The 22,898-nt window shown below is 43.4% G+C and carries 17 protein-coding genes and 2 tRNA genes; 9 read left to right on the top strand and 10 right to left on the bottom strand.

All coding sequences use genetic code 11. The annotated features are described in order from the left end of the window. The first annotated feature begins 15 nt into the window (after window positions 1-15). The 3 genes from BBC0178_RS06265 (at window position 16) to hmuQ (ending at window position 1,433) form a co-directional block, all read left to right on the top strand. On the top strand, window positions 16-321 hold the full coding sequence (locus tag BBC0178_RS06265) for an ETC complex I subunit (protein ID WP_077971608.1): 306 nt from the start codon (window positions 16-18) through the stop codon (window positions 319-321). Window positions 322-348: 27 nt separating this feature from the next. Continuing rightward, window positions 349-425, top strand: a tRNA-Arg gene (locus BBC0178_RS06260). A gap of 699 nt (window positions 426-1,124) precedes the next feature. Further along, window positions 1,125-1,433 (top strand): heme-degrading protein HmuQ, encoded by a 309-nt coding sequence (hmuQ, locus tag BBC0178_RS06255; RefSeq protein ID WP_077971607.1) that lies wholly within the window; start codon window positions 1,125-1,127, stop codon window positions 1,431-1,433. A 103-nt stretch (window positions 1,434-1,536) separates the two neighbouring features. Here hmuQ and BBC0178_RS06250 read toward each other — a convergent pair whose 3' ends face one another. From BBC0178_RS06250 to BBC0178_RS06225, 6 genes are all read right to left on the bottom strand, one after another. Beyond that, window positions 1,537-3,060 (bottom strand): aldehyde dehydrogenase (NADP(+)), encoded by a 1,524-nt coding sequence (locus BBC0178_RS06250; RefSeq protein ID WP_078039569.1) that lies wholly within the window; start codon window positions 3,058-3,060, stop codon window positions 1,537-1,539. A 243-nt stretch (window positions 3,061-3,303) separates the two neighbouring features. Continuing rightward, complete coding sequence (locus tag BBC0178_RS06245; RefSeq protein WP_078039568.1) at window positions 3,304-4,236, bottom strand: dihydrodipicolinate synthase family protein; 933 nt, start codon at window positions 4,234-4,236, stop codon at window positions 3,304-3,306. Window positions 4,237-4,251: 15 nt separating this feature from the next. Continuing rightward, complete coding sequence (locus BBC0178_RS06240) at window positions 4,252-5,025, bottom strand: IclR family transcriptional regulator (RefSeq protein ID WP_078039567.1); 774 nt, start codon at window positions 5,023-5,025, stop codon at window positions 4,252-4,254. Between the two features lie 118 nt (window positions 5,026-5,143). After that, entirely contained in the window at window positions 5,144-5,497 is a 354-nt protein-coding gene (locus BBC0178_RS06235) for a type 2 periplasmic-binding domain-containing protein (RefSeq protein WP_078039566.1), read from the bottom strand. Window positions 5,498-5,854: 357 nt separating this feature from the next. After that, complete coding sequence (locus BBC0178_RS06230) at window positions 5,855-6,394, bottom strand: LysR substrate-binding domain-containing protein (protein WP_078039565.1); 540 nt, start codon at window positions 6,392-6,394, stop codon at window positions 5,855-5,857. Continuing rightward, complete coding sequence (locus BBC0178_RS06225) at window positions 6,391-6,780, bottom strand: LysR family transcriptional regulator (protein ID WP_188317705.1); 390 nt, start codon at window positions 6,778-6,780, stop codon at window positions 6,391-6,393. Before BBC0178_RS06225 ends, BBC0178_RS06230 begins: the two co-directional genes overlap by 4 nt. A 327-nt stretch (window positions 6,781-7,107) precedes the next feature. On the opposite strand from BBC0178_RS06225, the gene BBC0178_RS06220 reads away from it, so the two are divergent. Continuing rightward, window positions 7,108-8,232, top strand: coding sequence for an MFS transporter (locus BBC0178_RS06220; RefSeq protein WP_225868000.1), 1,125 nt, complete (start codon window positions 7,108-7,110; stop codon window positions 8,230-8,232). A 35-nt stretch (window positions 8,233-8,267) separates the two neighbouring features. Continuing rightward, complete coding sequence (gene araD, locus BBC0178_RS06215) at window positions 8,268-10,007, top strand: L-arabinonate dehydratase (RefSeq protein WP_078039563.1); 1,740 nt, start codon at window positions 8,268-8,270, stop codon at window positions 10,005-10,007. 1,086 nt (window positions 10,008-11,093) lie between these two features. Here araD and BBC0178_RS06210 read toward each other — a convergent pair. Then, a tRNA-Glu gene (locus BBC0178_RS06210) sits at window positions 11,094-11,168 on the bottom strand. A gap of 64 nt (window positions 11,169-11,232) precedes the next feature. Continuing rightward, on the bottom strand, window positions 11,233-12,591 hold the full coding sequence (locus BBC0178_RS06205; RefSeq protein WP_225868287.1) for a YcbK family protein: 1,359 nt from the start codon (window positions 12,589-12,591) through the stop codon (window positions 11,233-11,235). A 330-nt stretch (window positions 12,592-12,921) separates the two neighbouring features. Between BBC0178_RS06205 and BBC0178_RS06200 the strand changes: the two genes are divergently transcribed. The 4 genes from BBC0178_RS06200 to glpX all read left to right on the top strand — a co-directional run bounded on the left by BBC0178_RS06200 (window position 12,922) and on the right by glpX (window position 16,970). After that, on the top strand, window positions 12,922-13,227 hold the full coding sequence (locus BBC0178_RS06200) for a hypothetical protein (RefSeq protein WP_078039562.1): 306 nt from the start codon (window positions 12,922-12,924) through the stop codon (window positions 13,225-13,227). 66 nt (window positions 13,228-13,293) lie between these two features. Next, entirely contained in the window at window positions 13,294-14,487 is a 1,194-nt protein-coding gene (locus tag BBC0178_RS06195; RefSeq protein ID WP_078039561.1) for an LL-diaminopimelate aminotransferase, read from the top strand. A 3-nt stretch (window positions 14,488-14,490) separates the two neighbouring features. After that, window positions 14,491-15,807, top strand: coding sequence for a homoserine dehydrogenase (locus BBC0178_RS06190; protein WP_078039560.1), 1,317 nt, complete (start codon window positions 14,491-14,493; stop codon window positions 15,805-15,807). 173 nt (window positions 15,808-15,980) lie between these two features. Then, window positions 15,981-16,970, top strand: coding sequence for a class II fructose-bisphosphatase (glpX, locus tag BBC0178_RS06185; RefSeq protein ID WP_077971598.1), 990 nt, complete (start codon window positions 15,981-15,983; stop codon window positions 16,968-16,970). A gap of 710 nt (window positions 16,971-17,680) precedes the next feature. Here the strand turns inward: glpX and BBC0178_RS06180 are convergent. Continuing rightward, entirely contained in the window at window positions 17,681-18,790 is a 1,110-nt protein-coding gene (locus BBC0178_RS06180; protein WP_078039559.1) for a branched-chain amino acid aminotransferase, read from the bottom strand. Window positions 18,791-19,613: 823 nt separating this feature from the next. Continuing rightward, complete coding sequence (locus tag BBC0178_RS06175) at window positions 19,614-22,781, bottom strand: SPOR domain-containing protein (RefSeq protein WP_078039558.1); 3,168 nt, start codon at window positions 22,779-22,781, stop codon at window positions 19,614-19,616. Window positions 22,782-22,898 lie beyond the last annotated feature (117 nt).

Below are 22,898 nucleotides of genomic sequence, written 5' to 3'. Positions count from 1 at the left end.
CGAAGGGAAAAAATCATGGTAGCGCGAATTTTCAGCCCGGCTAAAACAGCCATGCAATCCGGAAAGGCAAATACCGGTTTTTGGGTTCTTCAATATGAACCGAATGAAGCCAAGATGATTGACTCGTTAATGGGCTATACTTCTTCGGCTGATATGAAGAGTCAGGTCAAATTGACGTTTGAAACGCAGGAAGAAGCCATCGCTTTTGCTACAAAGAACGGCATTGCCTATCGTGTAGAAGAACCACATGCAATAACGCGCAAAAAAGTTTCTTACTCAGATAATTTCAGGAATGACCGTCAGGTTCCTTGGACTCATTGAGGCTGGTTGTTTTCTCCGATATTTTCTGGTCCCGTAGCTCAGCTGGATAGAGCAACGGCCTTCTAAGCCGTGGGTCACAGGTTCGAATCCTGTCGGGATCGCCATTTACCTATGAAATATCGGTATTATGACCGGTTTTGTGCGAATAATTGTATTCCCTCGGTGGAAATTGTTACGTTCATTTTTAGCAAAAATATCCGATTTCAGGGCGGCATATTTAGATAAATTCGGGCATTATGATCTTCGGCTATGTATAAAATTGCCAGACATTTTTCCGGAATTCGGCAGAAAATTACTATTTCGGGAAGAAAAATTCTTCATAGAATATTGGCTGTGAATTTATGATAAAATCGTTTCGATAGCTTGCAAACCAAATTCCGGCTATAACCGATCGTCAAAAAACAGTTCAAGTTTTGGATGAAGTGTTACGACTAATATTCTGAATTTTATTAAAAATTTTATATGAGAAATGATAAAATTAAATTTTATCTAAAAACGATTAAAATTTTAAATTGGTAAATGGAAAAAATGGCAACCTGATAAATCAGCCGGTGGTTGTCAGCGATTATTTTTTCAATACGTCTCTTTCCGTTTCATTATTGTGATGACAAGAATAATAAAAATTCATTTGCAGACCAATAGCTTTACATCACGAGGTTCCGGACAATTTTACCTATAGAAGGATATATGAGACCTGATTGCTTTTTAGGGTTTAAAAATATGATAAAAAGGGTAAAGAATATTGCCAATATCTTTTATGCTGAATAAAGAAGCGGGCATATTTGTTAAAAGGAGCAGTCAAGATGTACATTGCGATGAATCGTTTCACCGTTTTTAAGACAAAAGAGGAAGACTTCAGAAGAAGGTGGAAAGATCGTCAGTCCCGGTTGGCCGAGTTGCCCGGGTTTGTGGAATTCCAATTATTACGTTGTGATACGGATACATCTGACGATTCTATATTATATGCATCTCATACGGTTTGGAAATCGAAAGAAGATTTTGTCCGTTGGACCAAATCCGAACAGTTCAGAGATGCACATAAAAATGCGGGCGAGTCTAGCGGATTTTATGCTCACGGGCCAAAGTTTGAAGGTTTTGAATCTGTAATCTGAAATATGTTTGTCAAAGTCGCATGAAAAAGAGCCTTTTGTATATTTTTACAAAAGGCTCTCTTGTGTTTCTCGAAATTACAAGATCAGCTCGAAAAAATGCTCGTCACTTTAAAAGAGATGGCAGAATATTTTCGGAAAAATCCTGGTAGCAAATAGGACGCAAGAAACGATAAATTGCGGCTGTGCCGACGGATGTTGTCCTTCCATCCGAAGTTGACGGGAACGGGCCGCCATGAACCATAGCTGGCGATACTTCGACACCGGTTCCAAATCCATTGATCAAAAGTCGTCCGGCCATAATTTCGAGCAGCGGCATCAACTCATTGGCGAGAGCATTATCGGAGTTGGTCAGATGAATGGCGATTGTCAATTGACCTTCAAGAGCTTCCAGAACCTTAATAAGATCATGTTTGTCATTACATTTGACAATGAGACTGGACGAACCGAAAACTTCCTCTTCCAAACGATGATCTTTGATGAAGTCCGATGCAGACACTTCGAAAAGTGCGGCTTGGCACTCAAATTCACTGCCCGGTTTCCCGCGGGCAATTGTCGTTACTTTAGCATTGTTTTCCAGTCGTTCTACACCGTCGCGATAAGCTTTTGCTATGTTTGGTGTAAGCATTGTTTGCGGAACGGCTGCCTTTGTAGCCTCTCTGGCGCTATTTAAAAATGCATCATATCCTTTGCCGTTAATAGCCAAAACCAAACCAGGATTTGTACAAAACTGGCCTGCTCCCATGCACAGCGAATTGATAAAAGAAGTACCGATTTCGCTTCCACGTTCTTCCAGCGCTCCTGGCAACAACAATACCGGATTGATGCTGCTCATTTCAGCGTAAACAGGAATTGGTTGTTTGCGTTTTGCAGCGATATCCATAAAAACAAGGCCGCCTTTACGTGAACCGGTGAAACCGACAGCACGGATATGAGGGTCTGCAACGAGTTTTTGCGCAATTTCCGGTTCTGTTGTTTGTAGTAATGCAAAAGTACCTGCTGGCATATGACAGGCCGCAACGGCTTGTTGCACGCAACGTCCGATAACTTCTGAAGTGCCCGGATGGGCAGGGTGGGCTTTGACAATAACCGGACAGCCGGCGGCTAGAGCAGCAGCAGTATCGCCGCCAGCGACAGAAAATGCGTAAGGAAAATTTGAGGCTCCAAAAACAGCAACCGGTCCAATTCCGATATTACGGAATATCAAACCTGGTTTTGGTTGGGGTTTTCGGTTCAAATCCGCCGGATCATCACGACGGTCAATAAAATGAGCTGAGCGTACTTCCCGTGCGAACATTTTCAATTGATTGACAGTACGCATACGTTCCCCTTCGAGACGGGCTTTTGGCAGGCCGGTTTCTGCCATTGTGCGCGCAATCAATTCGTCGCCGGTTGCTGCAATAAGCTCGGCAATTTTTTCCAAAAAAGCAGCACGTTTCTCAAGATTTGTTTCGCGATAGATGGGAAATGCTTTCCATGCGGCTTCTGTGGCTTGTGCGAGGTCTTCAACGGTTGCACCACCGAATGTTCCGGGCAAATGTTTTCCGGTTGCGGCTTCGATAGCCTGAAAATGGCCATCTTTGCCCATATGCGACGATCCATTGATGAGTAATTCACCGGTAATATTCATTGTGGCGACTCCTTATCTGTTTTTTGCCATGTCCCGACCACGCCAAACGAGGTACTCGGGAATAATGATTGAAGGATTATGGTGCCTTTCACCATCAGGATTTTTGTAACGGCAATCCGGATTGACACAGTCGCCAAAAATCACTTCTCCCTCCGGTAATATATTATAGATATTTTAAATTCGAAATATATGAGTTACCTTTCGCTTTTACAAACTAATGTGATGCGAGAAAACGATATGGGATTAACGCGCCCAACGGAGTGCTAAAACATCAAGCTGTTTTGCTATTTCCAATATTTCGGAACGAATTTCTGCAGAGACTGGAGGTAAGGGTGCCCGCAATCCATCATGATGGATTATTCCACCTTCTTTCATCAGTATTTTTGCAGTTGCGAAACTTCCTTGGCGGTTCTCGAGATTTATAAGCGGTAACCAACGCATATAAGCGTTTTTTGCTTCTTCAAGATTTCCTTCCATAAAGGGATCGAATACCTGTCTTATGCCATCAACATAGCCGCCACCCGTCATAGCCCCCTTTGCACCGGCTCTAAGATCGGAAAGAAGAGTAATTCCTTCTTCGCCATCAAAGGGGCCTTCAATGTACTTCCCTCCTTCTGCAATTAGCTGACGCAATTTATTGGCTGCTTGTGGCGTTTCGATTTTGAAATAGGATATATTTTCAAGTTCTTTTGCCATTCGCACCAGAAGCGGAACCGAAAGGAAAGTTCCGCTCATCGGCGCATCCTGTATCATAATCGGAATGGATATGGCGTCCGATATAGCTTTATAAAATTCGAAAATCTGTTCTCCAGAAACGCGTAATGTTGCCCCGTGATAGGGGGGCATGATCATGACCATCGACGCACCGAATTGCTCTGCCTGTTGGCTGCGCTCTGCACATATTTTTGTACTGAAATGCGTGGTCGTAACAATGACCGGTACCCGTCCGGCAACATATTCAAGTATATCTTTAGTCAGTATTTCTCTTTCATTATCGGACAGAAGAAATTGCTCGGAAAAATTGGCTAGAATACAAAGTCCATGGCAACCGCAATCGATCATAAAATCGAGGCATCGATGTTGTCCGTCAAGATCGAGATTACCGGATTTATCAAAAATAGACGGAACTACAGGGAAAACTCCCTTATAACGTGCATTATCACGAGGTACTTTCATGCTTAAATCCTTATTTTAAGTGTGATCCTGACGAGCTACGGCCCATCCTAGACGGCAGGAGAACTCCATACCGGCTTTCCGGATTGCGTTTTGTAATTGATGTAAATGACTTTCTACGGCTCGACTGAGGGGAAGAGAAATACTGATAGCTGCGATGACTTTACCTTCGGAATTGCGCACCGGGGTCGCCATGCAATAGACATCAATATTTGATTCACCTGTTTCGAAAGCGATATCTTCGTTACGGACCGTATTCAATTGTTGGCGTAATATAGATAAATCGTTAATCGAACGGTTGGTAAGTTGTTCCAGAACTATATCCCGAAACAAAGTTTCAAAAATATTTTCCGGCAGATAGGCAAGAAGAATTTTTCCGAGTGCTGTACAATGAGCCGGTAAACGTGCTCCGATGGAGGAAATGAGACGTACGCGTTGAGAAGATTCCGCTTTTGCAACATAAAAGACAAAACGTCCATCAAGGCGTCCGACTTGCACCGTTTCATCTACTTCCTGTTCAAGTTTACGTGCTATTTCACCGGCTATTACATCAAAATCAATCCGGCTTTGATAAGCCCCACCCAACATCATATTAGTCGGACCGAGTGAGAACTCACCTGTGTTGCTTTGAATAACCATGCGGTGTTGGCTCAATGTATTCAACAATTCGTACATAGCACTTCGCGGAATGCCAAGTTCTTCAATCAACTTTGTAACCCGAACAGGTTTTGGTTGACTGGCCAGGAATTCCAGAATGCGCAATCCCCGATCAAGTGCCGGCACAGTTCTCATTATAAATTACTTTCAGATTGTGATTTTTATCAAAAAATCCGAAATATCGGAATAGTGTCAATATACCGGAATTTAACCTCAGCATTTTCTATTTGTCAATCAGGTATGACATGTCTGATCAACGAATAGTGCGTTGCAAACGTGTGTCGGCCTCTGATTTCAATTGACCCAAAGAAGTTTTTATTGACGGGGGGCGAAGGCGATCTTTGCGAAAGACAATGCCGAATGGAGATAGGCGGGGGCCAATCAGGAGCGGCAAAATATGGTAGAATTTTCGTCCCGCATATCGTTCGATGGCATTGATTGGTAAAATAGCAATTATGCCCGTATGTTTTGTGAAAGACGCTAAAATCATCATTGAAGTTGTTGCAATAATAGGAGTGGGAAAACTCAGTCTTTCATTGTGGAAAACTTCATTGATTGCATGACTATTATACCATGCATTGGATTTGGATGGGGCCGTATCTCCCATGCCTGGTCCATCAGATATTGTCTATGACAATTTCGATTTGCCGTTAAAGTATGGTGTTTGTTACATATTATACGCAATGTTTCTTAGCCTGACGGCTCGAAAGTCAGTTCGGCAATTTATTCATTGTTTTGAACAGGCTTTAAAAAAACGTTTCATACAAGTACGTTATTAATTATATTCTATTCAAAATGGTAATAACAATAATTAACAAATTTATTTTCTGTTTTAAATTATTTATATTAAATTATTATATGTATTTTTTTAATTAATTCTGAAATAAAATCGTCTTTTCTAATTTTTACAAATTTTAAATGACTAAAATAAGAATTTATTATATGAGTAAAAAATCGATATTGCTCAACATAAGTCACTCATTTTTTGATAAAGTTTTTCTGCCAAGGGAGATAAAATACGTTCTTTATGGCGTATTAATTCAAACGGTGGAACGAGAAAATCTCGGTCCAGCCCCTTCAATTGAAGCCTTTGGAAGCCATTTTTTTCACCTACTACCTTTAATACCGCCCCGCTAACAACTGCGATAGCATCACTTTGTTTGATAGCCGCAAGATTAATCAACAAAGACGATGTGCTCAAAATTTTCGTTGGTAAGGGAAGGTTAGAATTACGAAACTCGGATTCAACGCGATTACGAAGTAGACTTCCCTCCGGTTCCATTATCCACGGATAATTGATTGCATCGGACAAGCATCTCTCGTTCCCTAGAAGGGGATGCTTATCTCTAACAAGAAATATTGCCTGTTCTGCACGGATATGGCGGGCGTTCAACTTGCCATTTTGTAAATCGTGTGGTGCCCGTGCAAAAATGAAATCAAATTGGCCGTCAAGCAGTGCTTTAATTAATGGTCCGCTTGTACTTATCTCTAAAACAATCCTCAATTTTCATGTTCGTTTTGAAAATCACGAATTGCACGTATTGCTAAATCTATTGCCGGTGCGGTGACAGCCCCTACCTTGATTGTCGTACCATATCCTGCCAACAATTCCTCGACTTCGCTTTCAGCTTTTCCGAGCTCTAGCAATGCTTGTCGAGCCCTTCGTATCATAATTTCTCCAAGTTCCGTGGCAACCATTCCCTTGGGAATTCGCTCAAAGAGCGGTGCACCAACGATCAACTCGATCTCCCGGAGAAGCCGCGATACAGCAGGTTGGGACATGGCAATTTTTTCGGATGTCCGGGTCAGGTTGTTTGTTTGGCCTATTGAGTCGAGTAATCTCAGATGTGACATTTTAAGGCGTCGCATCAAATTAATTGTTCGATTCATTACAAACTCCTCCGCATTTTTTAGCATACCAATTTCGGTATACGACCTCCGCTTAACGGTATTAGACCATTTTTTAGACTTGTTCTAGTTAAGAACGTATTATTTGGAGGCAGGGGAGGAAAACATGCCTGAGGAGAAAATTGAACGCTCGCAAATTGCGTTTGATCATCTATATTTAAAAGTAATTTGGCATATTTTGCCGTTAATCGTTTTATGCTACGTCGTTTCGTATATAGATCGTGTTAACGTCAGTTTTGCAAAACTGGAAATGTCGGCAGATTTGAATATTTCCGCTGCTGCTTATGGTTTCGGAGCGGGAATTTTTTTCTGGGGTATTTCCTGTTCGAGCTTCCTAGCAATTTGATAATGCATCGGGTTGGTGCACGTGTCTGGATTGCGCGGATTATGATAAGTTGGGGAGTGATTTCTGCCGCAATGGCATTCATTGCTCCAATAGCCGGGTTTTTTGGCATATCCACGAGTGTTTCTTTTTACATTTTACGTTTTTTACTCGGTGTAGCAGAGGCAGGATTTTTTCCCGGTCTCATCCTTTATTTTAATTATTGGTTCACTTCGGCGACGCACGGCCGTATCATGGCATTATTGCTCATCGCCCAGCCTGTATCATTCATTTTAGGCTCTCCGCTTTCTGGTGGTTTGATGCAATTGTTTGCACAGTCGCCGCATATGCATAGTTGGCAATGGATGTTTCTGATAGAAGGCCTACCAGCTGTCCTTCTTGGCTTTCTGATTATATTATATTTAAACAACGGTATTGATGACGCAAAATGGTTAAGCAGTGAAGAAAAATCCGAGCTCAAGCGGCGTCTGGAAAATGATAATGCCTCAAAGCAGGATTATCCTTTTGGCGAATTATTCAAACAGCCAATTCTTTGGGCTTTAACCCTCATTTATTTTCTACTTGTTGTCGGGATTTATGGAATTAATTTTTGGCTACCGAGTTTGATAAAAGCTACGGGCGTTACCTCGCTTTTCTCAATTGGTTTGGTTACGGCAATTCCTTATCTGATCGGAGTTGTCGGTATGATATTGGCAACCAGAAAGGCAGAGCATTCCAACCGTCGCAAAGAATTTGCTACTTTTGCTGCTTTTGTCGGTGGCCTAGGCTTGATCATTAGTGCAGTTTTTCAGGACAATCTTGTTCTCACAACTTTAGGTATTGCGTTGGCCGTTGGAGGCAGCATGACCGTCAACGCACTTTTTTGGAGCTTCCCAGGAGCGATCATGAAAGGCGCTGCTATTGCCGCTGGCATTGCAGCGATCAATTCGGTTGGCAATTTGGGTGGTTTTGCCGGCCCTTATATTCTGGGCTTTCTATCGGATACATTAGGAACGGCGCAGTATGGTCTCATTATACTTGGGCTTTGTATGGCGACCTCGGGCTTATTGATTGCATGGAAATGCGCCAATCTACGTCAAGCGGAACAATAATTCGATTATTTGCTGATTTTAGAAGGGACTGAAAGATGAAAAATAAAGCTGTTTGGCCGCGTAAGTTACGGTCGTCTGAATGGTTTGGTGGAACGGGTAAAAATGCAATTATGCATCGTTCCTGGATGAAAAATCAGGGGATACCAGCGGATAATTTTGATGGTCGTCCGATTATTGGAATTTGCAATACCTGGTCTGAATTGACGCCGTGTAATGCCCATTTAAGAGATTTGGCCGAACGGGTGAAACGTGGCGTCTATGAAGCGGGAGGTTTTCCCGTCGAGTTTCCGGTTTTTTCAACGGGTGAAAGCTCTCTGCGGCCGACGGCAATGATGTTTCGAAACCTCGCAGCGATGGATGTCGAAGAGGCAATACGTGGTAATCCTGTTGACGGTGTCGTTCTTCTTGGTGGGTGTGATAAAACGACTCCGAGCCTCTTAATGGGGGCAGCGTCGGTTGATATCCCTGTTATTCTTGTTTCCGGTGGGCCAATGTTGAACGGAAAATGGCGAGGCAAGGATGTCGGATCGGGCACAGCAATCTGGAAATTCTCCGAAATGGTTAAATCCGGTGAAATGTCATTGGACGAATTTATGGATGCCGAGCAAGGCATGGCTCGATCTGCCGGAAGTTGTATGACCATGGGGACAGCATCGACAATGGCATCAATGGCAGAAGCTTTAGGTATGACACTTCCCGGAAATGCTGCAATACCGGCAGTCGATGCACGTCGTCGAATTATCTCGCAATTATCTGGACGTCGTATAGTCGAGATGGTCAAAGAAGATATAAAACCGTCCGATATTCTGACAAAAGATGCTTTTGAAAATGCTATCAGGGTTAACGGTGCTGTAGGCGGTTCTACCAATGCAGTTATCCATCTTTTAGCTTTGGCAGGACGTGTCGGAATTCCACTGACATTGGATGATTGGGATCGTTTGGGGCGTGATGTTCCCACCATTGTCAATTTGCAACCTTCCGGTAAATATTTGATGGAAGAATTTTATTATGCAGGCGGGTTACCTGTCGTTATAAAAGCCGTCGGAGACATGGGGTTACTTCATAAAGATGCCATGACTGTCAACGGAGACACAATCTGGAATAACGTAAAAGATGTACAGAATTATAATGATGACGTTATCCTTTCTCCGGATAAGCCGCTTACCGAACACGGCGGTATTGCAGTGTTACGCGGCAATTTGGCACCGAAAGGAGCCGTTTTGAAACCTTCTGCGGCCTCTCCTCATCTGATGCAGCATACAGGCAGAGCTGTCGTATTTGAAAATATCGAAGATTATCATTCGCGTATTAATGATGAAAATCTCGATATTGATGAAGACTGCATTATGGTTTTAAAAAATTGCGGTCCAAAGGGATATCCGGGCATGGCCGAAGTTGGTAATATGGGGCTCCCGCCAAAAATATTACGGAAAGGCATAACCGATATGGTACGTATATCGGATGCACGAATGTCCGGAACTGCTTATGGTACGGTGGTTCTTCATGTTGCTCCGGAAGCGGCAGAAGGTGGTCCTCTGGCTTTGGTAGAAAACGGCGATATGATTTCATTGGATGTTCCTGCGCGCAATCTGACACTGAATGTTAGTGACGAAGAATTGAAACGCCGCAAAGCCCGTTGGAAATCACCAATCGAAAAAGGAAATGGCGGCTATGCCGGGTTATATATAGAAACCGTTATGCAAGCGGATACCGGTGCGGATCTTGATTTTCTTGTAGGAAAACGCGGTAGTATCGTTAAACGGGAAAGTCATTAAATATTGACCGTTCAATAACCAATACCCCCTTATCAGTCAAATGGCTAGAAGAGGGGGGGTATTGTTCTTAATAAAAGAGATTTTTCTTGAAAATCGTATAAACGGAAGATCTATATTATTGTTAGTTTATCCTGTTGTATATAATTATTGTTAATTGAGCAGAACAATTTATTAGAATAATAATATTTTCTTATAAAATTTGTTCTTATAGGCGAATTTCACTCTGCGATTCTTAAAAATGTATGACTATGGACAGCTCTATAAATTGCATTTCAGTCATTTTGAGCAACAGAAATATTTCTAAGGCTTTAGGTTAGCGTTTTTAAATAAACAACCGGCTTAATTCTATTATTTTCATCCTCTTAAGAGTTGACGTGTTCATGAGAGGCGAGAAAGCGCTATGTCTATGACAATTTTGCCCGGCTCCGGACATAGCGTTTGTTGTTTTGAGCACATTATTTGATTGTGATGTTGAGATCGCCGCTTTGTTCCGATAGTTCGAAAGCACTGCATGATAATTCGCAGAAATTCGCTAATTAGTTAGAGATATTTAATTGCAAGCCCCAGCAAAAAAGAGGCTTGCTGTTTCAAAATTTCAAGGCGAGGTAAAAACTGAAAATACGGCAAATGATAAGTTCAACGCTGTTAAAGATATAGGAGCTGAACGCGAGTGATCCGGATAAGGCTCTATTACAATTTGTTCTCAATTAGTTCGAGTCGTTTCCCGTTAGACCGCTTTTCAAAAAATTCATTCTAGGGGATGGCTGCGCTGTTGCATGCGACTGGAGATATCAGGCCCTCAGGGGGGTATAACACGGGTATAGCAGTGGAAAACAGCAACCGAGGTTGGCGTTACTGAATCAAAGGCATGCAGTTCACTCTGTCAAAACCGTTCTTTTCAATATCCATGAGTAAAATGTTTATGCGCGACAAAACCTTTAGATAATTTCTGTTCTATTGCGCACTTTATCCGATAGATATTCAGTGGATACAAAAACAAACGCATGAATTGGCGAACGCAAGTGGATAGAGGCAGTCAAAGTGAATAGGGCAAGCAAATAGATAGGCAAAATAAAAAGAGAAAGGTGGTACGCCCAAGGGGATTTGAACCCCTGTTTCCGCCGTGAAAGGGCGGCGTCCTAACCACTAGACGATGGGCGCGTATCAGTGAGACGGCTTATAGAGAGGATATTTTTTAATCGCAAGCCCCCTTAAGCATTTTTTTTTAATTTTTTGCTGAACATGTCCAATTCCAATCGCGTTTTGGCCCCACATCGACATGGATTGATTGGTGACAATAGGTGCCTACACCGCCTCGGTTGGGCAAAGCGCGTACAAATTTGGCAACTTCCCATTTGTTTGTGTCGGGAACCTGAATATCCGCTGCTGCACAGGACATATGCATGGAGCGTTTTGCGCCATTTACTTTTTGGTTATATGACGGACTACGATAGCCGGATGTTATAATAACCGGCTTGTTGAAGCGTCGTTCTATAGTTTTGAGGATAGCTACGAGTTGAGGTCTCAGGCATGAAACTTCAACATCTTTACGGGCTACTTTCAATCCATTTGGCAATGAACGGCCATAGATACTGACCGACGCGAGCGTGTAAAGCGAAGGCGAATCAATTTCGTTTGCATCAATGTCGGTATCATCATAGAGACTCGTACGATGTTTAATAACAATGCCACCATTGGGCCGAACCCCGGGTAAGTCGTCATTATATTCATGCGGATCTTTCTTCGGCAGCGGTACAAGTGCTGTTTTGGTTTCGCTATCAACCGGCTTATTACTCTTTTGGTTATCCGAACGACCGAATAGACGCATTAAACTTCCTTGTTTTTGGCTTGTAGCGTCGCGTTCAGGTGGTTGTTGTCTGTTGGAAGCGTCTTGTGAAACCTCCTCTGTAGAAGAATCACGAGAAACTGTTGTTTGGCCGGAGGGAGAAGTGGCACCATTATTATGTTGGGATTCCGTTGCTGCTGTTGGTGTGTTTTGAGCGGGAGAAGATGCATTGGGCTGTGACGACTGTTCACTCGTCTTAGAGTCGGTTGTTGGTAGGGTATCGTTAGACGCAGCCGGTTTGGTCTTTTTTCCAAGAAATGAAAAAAGGGCAGTCTTTTTAGGTTTCGGCTCGTCGCCCGAAGCTGTTTCAGTTGCCGGGCTCACAATTGGAACCCCCGTATTTCCCGTGGACAAGGGATGATTGTCCGCCGTTTTATTGTCTGCCAGAGGTGTTTGTTGCGAAGATTCTCCCTCCTTATCAATGTGCGACGGCGGTTGTGTCGGAAGCGGTACCTGTGCCGGTTGAGCACGACTTTGATCTGCGGCTATTTGATTGTTGTCGATTTCTTGAGCAGATTGAGGATTCACACCATTTGTAGCGGCAGGGTTACCCGAACCATTGTCTATTTGCGAGTTTTGAGTGCCGACTGCCTTTTCTATTCCGCCCATTCCCGCGTTATTGGCTGTACAGGCTGACAATGACAAAGCCGCCACCATGACCAGACCGGAACATAACGAGCTGCCGTGAAAAAGATATGAGTGCTTTTTCTTCGGAAAAATGTCGGTATTTGCTAACAATCAGCAACCTTTCATTGCGGCCGAAGGCCTAACGCTTTTTCACTATCCTAAATAAACACTTCCAGTCGAAGTATCCGATCTCGCAGCAAAATGCGTCGAATTTATATTGAAAATAAAAAATTTTTATCACGTTGCGAGTCAAAATTGTAATCTATGACACTTTAACCACACAATTGCAGGAAAACAACAAAACTGCTCGAATATCTCCTATCCTCTCTTGACCTTGGCGTTGTGATAATCTCATGATAAAGAAAACATTTATGCAAGTGATGGGAAAATAGAATTAAGATGCACAGGCCTTTTAAAAGAAAGCACAGTATTGTTCTTACTATGATAGCAGTTGCCGTAATGGGCTGTGCTCGTGGCGCAGAATTTACCGCTCCGGAACAAGCGGGTGCCTCCCATCAAGAATCATATCCGCGATTTTCGGATAAACCCCGAGCTGCAACCGAACAATTTTCTGAAGTCGATAAACAATCTTTGACCGATCGGTTGGATTCGGAAGCGGCACGTCTGAAAAAAGTGCCGGGGCCATCCGCGAACAGTGCATCCAATCTTGCAAAAGCCAAGGACGATGCGCGTCGTGAGGCGGAAGAAACGGTCCGCCAGATCGAACAGAGTGGTAAACAGGATTAATCGTTCTTGGACCATATATGTTTGATCATTAAACTTTTAACATCAACTTTTTTACCGGATTAAAAAATGTCGGAAGAATTCCATAAAATTCGTCGTTTGCCGCCTTACGTATTCGAACAGGTTAACCGCCTGAAGGCAGCGGCGCGAGCGAAGGGGGCCGATATTATTGACCTCGGAATGGGGAATCCGGATTTGCCGACGCCGCAAAATATCGTCGATAAACTTTGCGAGGTTGTACAGGATCCCAGAACACACCGTTATTCCGCATCACGCGGTATTCCCGGATTGAGACGGGCACAAGCAAAATATTATGAACGCCGTTTCGGCGTAAAATTGGATCCTGATACGCAAGTCATCGCCACACTGGGTTCAAAAGAAGGGTTTGCAAATATGGCACAGGCAATTACTGCCCCCGGCGACGTTGTCTTGTGTCCGAACCCGACATATCCCATCCATTCGTTCGGTTTTATTATGTCTGGTGGGGTTATCCGCTCTATGCCTGCTTATCCGGGTGAAGAATTGCTCCGTGCGCTTGATCGCGCGGTCAAGCATTCGATCCCAAAGCCGATTGCTGTCATTCTGAATTACCCATCCAATCCCACTGCCTATATTGCGGATCTCGATTTTTATAAGGAAGTCGTTGATTTTGCCAAAAAGAATGAAATCATTCTGCTTTCTGACCTCGCTTATGCCGAGATCTATTTTGGAGACAAAGAGCCACCTTCAGTTTTACAAGTACCAGGTGCGATTGATGTTGCTGTCGAATTTACGTCAATGTCGAAAACTTTTTCAATGCCGGGTTGGCGCATGGGCTTTGCAGTGGGTAATGAACGATTGATTGCCGCTTTGACGCGCGTTAAATCCTATCTCGATTACGGGGCATTTACGCCAATTCAGGTTGCTGCGGCTTATGCATTGAACGGTGACGGATCGGATATTGCTTATGTGCGGTCGGTCTATAAAAAACGTCGTGATGTGATGGTCGAAAGTTTTCACCGTGCCGGATGGGACGTTCCTTCGCCTGAGGCGACTATGTTTGCATGGGCTCCGATACCGGAGCAATACAAGCATCTGGGTTCACTTGAATTTTCAAAATTGCTCATCGAAAAAGCCGATGTTGCGGTTTCTCCCGGAATTGGATTTGGTGAGCAGGGAGATGATTATGTCCGCATTGCACTTGTCGAGAACGAGCACCGTTTAAGACAGGCTGCGCGCAATATAAAGCGTTTCTTTTCTGACGAAAAAAACAAGGCAGCCTAACCAATGGTAAATGCGTTGAGGATCGGCATAGTCGGGCTTGGAACGGTCGGAAGTTCTGTTGTTCGTATATTGAAAGAGAAACAGGACTTGCTGACAAAACAATGTGGCAGGCCCATTGAAGTCGTGGCTGTGAGTGCACGTGACAGAACAAGAGAGCGTGGCATTGATCTTCAACACATTGAATGGGTCGATGACCCGTTGGTTCTGGCTGCAAGCGACAATATTGACGTTTTTGTCGAACTCATTGGCGGCGAGGAGGGGATTGCACGTTTTTGTGTCGAAGAAGCATTGAAACACGGTCACCATGTTGTAACAGCCAACAAGGCCTTGCTCGCTCGCCACGGGGTGGCGTTAGCAAAAATTGCCGAGAAAAAAGGCGTTCTTTTAAACTTCGAGGCAGCGGTTGCAGGGGGTATTCCCGTTATCAAGGCAATGCGCGAGTCGCTCTCGGGAAACAATGTTTCCAGAGTTTACGGTATTTTGAATGGTACATGTAATTACATTTTGACCCGGATGCTCGCAGAAGGAATTTCTTTTGAAGAATGTTTGAAGGAAGCTCAAAAACTGGGCTATGCCGAAGCTGATCCTACTTTCGATATCGAAGGCTTTGATACGGCGCACAAACTTGCTCTGCTGACAAGTTTGGCATTTGGTTGCGTCATTTCCGTCGACGACATCTATGTTGAAGGAATAAGCAATATATCACTTGCCGATATTCATGCGGCGGATGAGCTCGGTTACCGGATCAAGCTTCTTGGCGTAGCTGTAAAAACCGACACCGGTATTGAACAACGTGTGCACCCTACAATGGTGCCCACTTCTTCCGTTATTGCGCAAGTGCAAGGTGTCACAAATGCGGTTTCTATACAAACCGATCTTCTTGGTGAATTGCTGCTGTCGGGGCCCGGAGCCGGAGGGAACGCAACAGCATCGGCTGTCATCGGCGATATTGCCGATATTGCGAAATCTCATCCGGGTTTTCAACACGGACCTGTTTTCGGCACACCGGCTCAAGCTCTTGCACCTTATAAACGTGCACGGATGCGTGCCCATGCTGGGGGATATTTCATCCGTTTGACAGTCGATGACAAGATCGGTGTTTTTGCGACTGTCGCAAAACGTATGGCTGAAAATTCCATTTCACTGGAATCTATTGTCCAACGGCCACTTGCAGAAAATATACAACCGAATACGAAGAATATTGTTCTTGTGACACACGAAACAACCGAGTCGTCAGTGCGTAAAGCTTTGTCGTCCATTATGGAAGACGGGCACCTTATTGATAAGCCGCAAATGATACGCATAGAACGTCCGAACTAAAAATCGGGCGTTTTGACATTGGTTTGTGTAATGATCACTAATGTTATCAATTATAAGTCTTGAATTGATCATAATTCCTCTTGCGATAAACGTTAGTCTTTGCCAAAAGGCTATTATATAATGTTGCGCAACAACTTTAGCTTTTTTAACAATTACCCGATGGGATCAATCATATGTCGAACTCGGCTGACCGTACATTACATGGACTCAATCGTATTTTAACACTTGAGCTCGCTCGCGTTACCGAACGCGCGGCAGTGGCCGCCGCACGCATTCGTGGATGTGGAGATGAAAAGGCAGCCGATCAGGCAGCCGTTGATGCGATGCGCAAAGAATTGAACCGTCTACCGATAGATGGTACGGTTGTTATCGGTGAAGGAGAACGCGATGAAGCTCCTATGCTCTATATCGGTGAAAAGGTAGGTACTAAGGAAGGTCCGTCTGTCGATATAGCGCTCGATCCTCTGGAAGGAACAACCATATGCGCGAAGAACTTGCCTAATTCGTTAGCTGTTATTGCTATGGCGGAAAAAGGCAATTTGCTCTATGCACCGGATGTTTACATGGAGAAGATCGCTATAGGCCCAGGATATCCCAAAGGCCTTGTTGACATAGATGCAAGCCCTGTTGACAATATCAATGCACTAGCCAAGGCAAAAGGCGTCAAGCCGAATATGATTACAGCTTGTATCATGGATAGGCCTCGGCACGCCAAACTTATTGAAGCAGTACGCACAACCGGTGCATCAATCCGCTTGATTGGTGACGGCGATGTCGCAGGCATTATTCATACAACCGATCCCGATGAAACCGGTATTGATATTTATATGGGGATAGGTGGCGCACCGGAAGGTGTGCTGGCTGCAGCGGCTTTGCGATGCATTGGTGGGCAGATGCAAGGTCGTTTACAATTGAACACGCAAGAAAAAATCGACCGTGCTGCCAAAATGGGCGTAAAAGATCCGAACAAAGTTTACACCATGGAAGAAATGGCAAAGGGTGATGTGCTGTTTGCAGCGACCGGCGTTACGGACGGAAACCTGCTTTCCGGCGTAAAATTTGCCAAAAATTATATTCAAACAGATACAATCGTAATGCGTTCACATACGGGCACAATTCGTAATATCATTGCCCGCCATCAGGACATGAAAAAGTTCGACTGATCCGGATGAATTGAACCGGCATTGCCGGTGAATGATGCACTTACATTATTCCGAAGGCGTATTTCGATTGTGAAATACGCCTTTTTTGCATATCGGTTCCATCAAGAAACGGGAACACGTTTTGCCACTATTTTACGAGGTAACAGCGGCGGTTTTTTAAATATCGACGATGTTCTCTGAATATACTGGACGCTTTGTTTGATTATTTGACAGATAACAAGCTGCATTTTGGCAAAACAACAACTTGCGTAATCGCTTTATATTTTTCAGTAATTAGTGAGCCAAAAGAACGATAGGCAACTTTTACATCTGATAAATTACTGGAATAATATTTTTCCAAACGCATAGGTTATCGTTGCGTAAATCAATAGAGGCTTAAACGTACACTTATTTGAATTTAACAATATACGATAATCTTACTATAACATTTTTGATAAATGAAAACGAAATACTAACGTAATTTTCAAGTAAAATATTAGTTTATGTAAATATATTCGTTAATGGTTGACCGATAATGGCTAATGAGTAGCAATATCGTAGTTATGGAAAAAACGGCCGGATTTCAAAGTGGAAAAGGGGCTCTCTAGCGTGGCTCGGATATTGATGCGAGCCCATTCCAGCAATATCAAATCAATAAACACAGTTTATGGAAAAAAGTGCAGCCCATACGGGCTGCACTTTCAATATGCTACAAACAATGTGCAAGAAAATTAGTCGACTTTTACAGTCTTAATCCAACCATAGGGATCTTTTGCTTCACCTTTTTGAATATGAATGAGTTGCTCACGTAATTTCTGGGTTATTTCGCCGCCATTCCCGTTACCAATGACGGTTTCACCATCTTCATATTTGAATACACCGATTGGCGTTATCACAGCGGCGGTACCACATGCGAACACTTCTTTGAGGTGACCACTTTTTGCATCTCTTTTGAGTTCGTCGAAGGAATAGCTGCGTTCCTCGACTTTCATGCCATTATCCTTGGCGAGCTGCAAAATCGACATCCTCGTAACGCCGTGCAGAATTGTTCCATCAAGTTTAGGGGTAATCAAGCGATTATCATCCATAACAAAACAGACATTCATACCACCCAGTTCTTCAATCCATTTGCGTTCAACAACATCAAGGAATAAAACCTGATCGCAACCATTTTTTTCGGCGTTGATTTGGGCAAGAAGACTGGAGGCATAATTGCCGCCGCATTTTGCTTCACCTGTGCCGCCGGGGCCAGCACGACTGAACTCGGTATCGAGCCAAACACTGACCGGTTTCGTCGAACCGCTTTTGAAATAAGACCCGACTGGTGACGCAATAACACTAAAAATATATTCATTGGCCGGATGAACACCTAAAAAGGCTTCATTGGCGAACATAAAAGGACGAAGATACAAGCTGGAGTCAGGTGTTTCCGGAATCCAATTACGATCAATTTTTACAAGTTCACTAATTGCTGCAAGGAATACATCTTTGCCGATTGGTGGCATGGCCAGTCGTATTGCCGAATTATGAAAACGTTCTGCATTTGCTTCCGGACGAAAAAGGAGGATTCGACCATCATGAGCGCGATAGGCTTTTAGTCCCTCAAAAATTTCTTGCCCATAGTGAAGAATTGCACTTGCCGGGTCAATCTGAAAAGGTTTGCGTGCAGTTATAACTGCGTCGTGCCAACCTTTGTCAGTCGACCATTGCACCACTGCCATGTGGTCGCTGAACACGCGACCAAATCCAGGATTCTTCAATAGTTCCGCACGCTTTTCAGCGCTAACGGGATTGGGATTTTTTTTTATTTTAAATGGAAGAACAGTACTGGAACCTGTCATGACAATAACCTTTTGAAATCTATCTTTCCTTATTGCACACCTTTAACAATTAACAATTTTGGTCGTGCAATAAGGTTTGAACATTAAAATTTGTTTGGCATCTGTGTCAACGATTTTAGATCTTTTCGAGGCTGGAAGAACAACATTGTGAAATTTTTTTCGCATTTGAAGACCGAAGATTTTCAAGTTGTTATCTGCAAACAAAGAAAATTGTTTAGTCCTAATATATAACCGACGGATTATTGGCTTTAACGGATTTTTCAAAAATAACGAAAATGGTAAAATTACAGAAACGGTAACTTATTAATTAATTCGTGATTTCTCGATATTGAACTTGAATTATCAATTTACGAGTCGTGATTGAGACAACCACATCCTGATGTTTTATGATCGGATTTTTCAATTCCATTGACATGCTGAGTAGTCGTTATTGTCGACGATGTCGAAAATAACTTTTCCGGAGAAATATTGGTAATAGTAAATAACCGGTTAAAAGACTTCTTTAGAGAAATAATAAAAAATATAGAAAATAATAAAATATTTTATATTTTGAATTATGAAGAAATCTTCAATAAGAATGGAATTCTTAAACAAACGATTTTTCAAATTTTCAGGTTTCTTAATTATTTATTTCCGCTTTTTTAACTTTGCGACTACAAAAAATTGGACAAAGATTAAATTCGGTTCAGGGCAGGATGCGTTTTGAATTATCAATGATAGTCGCTTTATTAGGAAAAAGGAAAATTTGCCTGACAAGAAGCGGAAATTTCCCAAACAATGACCCATTAGTTCATCAACATTGGAAAATGGCTATTTCCTAAAGCTATTTTCCAACGAAGCAATTTCCTTTTTGGCTTTTGATGCGCTCGCAAATACTGATTGCATTCTCGCGCGGTCCTACCTGTACTCTTACCCGATAATAGGTACCTTTACCCGGTATCGAAGCTGGCTCTATGCTCAATGGAAGCGAGCCGATTAAAGCGCCGAATGAATTTTTCGCGTTATTCAATGATGCGACAGCCGATTCCTTTGTTGGTTGGGAAGCTATCTGGACATAATATCCGCCTGATCCGACGCTCGCCATTGGTGTGACGTTCGCACTTTTCGCTGGTGCAACCGGCTTGGACGCAGCTGAAGATTCCTCTGACAAATCGGCTGTTTGCACTGGTTGTGCCTGCTTTTTCGTTTGCGGTGTCTTTACCGAATTAAAAATATCACTTTCGTTTTCTGAATTATTCACATTGGCAGACGCATTATTTTTTTCATTAGATTTTGCGTCATCATTGATGATTTTCGCAAGTTCCGAATCCGTTGTTGACGTTTCGGTATTGGATTGCGAGTTGGTTTTTGATGAAGTCGGATTAACCGCATTCGGAGACTTCGTCGCGCCAATTGCTGCCTCGGCGTGTGAATTTTCAGTATCCGAATTATCAGCATTCTTTTCAGCATTGTCCGCCGAATTACTTGGAGAAATTGTTCCGTCCGGATTTACGACGACAGATTGCACTTCTCGAGTGGGAACAGTTTGATCCGAAGCGGCTGTGATTGCATCCTCGACATTGGAAGGGTCAGAAAAAGAGTCAACACTATCAGGCACATTATTCAAGGCCGTTATATCTTCCGGAGTTTCCGAATGGTCAACGAGTTTGTCCTGATTTTCTTTCGAAGCATCGTCTGCTCCGTTTGCATGGTTATAAACGTCCTGATTATTCGATGTATCGTGATTGTTGGAAGTCTGTTCTGCCTGTATCTTATATGGAGCCTCGTCGGCATGGATAACGGTTGACTGACCATCACTATTATAAGGGAGAAAATACTTCGATGCAGCATAACCGCCACCGACAGCAATAAACAAAACAACGCCGCCTATGGTCAATTTTCTTACAAAAGAGCTTGACCGTTTTTGATTTTGCAGACTCTCTAAAGGTAGATTTTCATCCGGCTGAGTAGGGGCTTCTGTCGGGTAATTAGTGTATGAACCGGCATTATCATAATTTGCTTGTTCTAAATCAGCTTCTTCAAAAGATTGCTGCTTTTTTAAATTATAACCTGATTGTGCATAGGCATCGGCAAAAAAATCGTCCTGCTCGGACGCTTTATTTGCGCTTTCCTGCTTATTTCCAACGCTGAATACATCAGCAAATTCGTTTTCAAGAGCATCGCCTTGTTGTGCTGTCTCTTCTTCAGCATAGGGAATGTCGGGGACATCAACCGGCTCGGTTGTTTCGACGACATTTTCAGCAAAATTGTATGTATCTACATCTGGCGGAAGGTCGCCATTTTTGTCATTTCCATATTGTAAATTTTCATCGTTTCCAGAGACCGGGCTAGATTGATATGAATAGTTGTCTTGCCCATGCTCCTCTAAAACCGGTTGAGAAATTTGCGCCTGTTGATTTTGTACATATTGCGGCTGAAAATCATTATTTTGATTTTTGGACGGTTCCGGCTCCTGCTGGTTTAAAGATTGCCCATATTGATCTTGTTCAGGTGCAAAATTTCCATCTTGTTGCTGCTCGTTGGTGGACATTTGAGGTGCGGGAGGATTGACAATAACATTTTCGCCCGTTGACAAATCTTCAAGATCAAATGCAGCAATGTTATGTTGTTCACCTACGGATGCCGAAGGTGACTGGTTGCGGTCTGATAATTGCGTATCCGAATTCTGATTATATGAATTCGCATAATCTGTGTCGCGGCCATAAACATTATCTTCCAACGGATCATGATTATCAAAAAAACTTTCGTCCGCTGCTGTTACATCGGCGGCTGGCGGCGTATAAGGCAAGGGCGATTGGGTATTTCCGACATTTTGCGGAGCAGTATTGTTCGCTCCCATTGTCTCTTCCGAGTGCAAAGGCGGCTGCATTTGCTGCGGATTATAGTTTTGCGTAACGGTACTTCCAAACGGTTCCGGATCGTTTGCAGCTGGATTGTTTACTTCCGCATTGTTAACTGCCGCATATTGATTGGAATATCCGTATTGATCGTTATCTGATTGAACCGGATTAGTCTCTTGTTGAGATGGATAAGCCGAAAAACTATTGCCTGTATCAGCCGGATTAGCGTTATTGTCAAAGCTTTCAAGGGGCGCATTCACAAGGAGATTTTCCAGCTCCTTGTCAAATTTCATTTCATCGAAAGCGGGATATTGTTGCGTCGTTTGTTGTTCTTGAACGGGTGCCGCCGTTGGTTGTGGGGAATACCGGGGAGAGCTATCCGGTGAAGTAAATTGCCCCGCAGCGTTCGGTGCGTATTGATGTGGATATTCACCCGCAACTTGTCTCACAGCCGAAGCTGTCTCGGGTGCTAGCGCCGATGGTTGATTATAGTTGTTTTGAGGAGGTGTCGGCAAAACAGGATCAGGTTCGCTTCTATTCTGGAATGTGGGCGAGTCTGCATTCCGCTCAGGCACAAAATCGAAGTCTTCCGGTAGAGTGCTATTTAGCGGGGCACCAGGGGATTGATTAAAACCTTGCCTGGGTAAAATAGATTCGTCACCAATCGGAAGATCAGGTGGCATGTCGAGCTGATCATCGTTGTACGTGTTCGGCGCACCCGCAACATTCTCTGGTGTGCGTGCTTGTGGAGTAAACGAGGGAGCATCATAAAGTTCATTAAACGGCAAACCTGCTCCGCCTGCCGTTGAAGGTGACTGTTGTTGGTCGGCTCCGGGCAGAAAATCCAGATCGTCATTCACATTTTGCTGCGTCGAACCGATATCGTCCTGAGGATAGGGAGAGTTTTGCGCCTGCGGGGCTTCTGGCGCCGCACCAGTGTCCAAAAATGATAAATCGGCGTCATCGGGATTATTTGTCTCAGGTGCAGGTGTTACATTTGCACTGGTTTCCGGGTTAGACGGCCGATTAGATTCATTGTTCCCATTTGGATTGAAATCCAGATTGAATAAACGTGTCAGCTCAAGCAGCGGATCGTTGCTTTGTTGAGCCTGCCCTTCGGGACGAAAGGCATTACGATTATTATCTGTCATAGCTTTTCCTACGTGGTCGGTTACGCAATCAATTGTTTATTGCATTCTGCCGTATATTAAGCGGATTCTTTTTAAAAACCAATATTCTGCTTTAATATCATATATATGAAATGAATA

This window comes from Ditibartonella apihabitans (assembly GCF_002007485.1).
GTDB lineage: Bacteria > Pseudomonadota > Alphaproteobacteria > Rhizobiales > Rhizobiaceae > Bartonella > Bartonella apihabitans.
The sequence above is the reverse complement of the archived record's forward strand: the minus strand, read 5'-3'. Positions and strand labels throughout refer to the sequence as shown.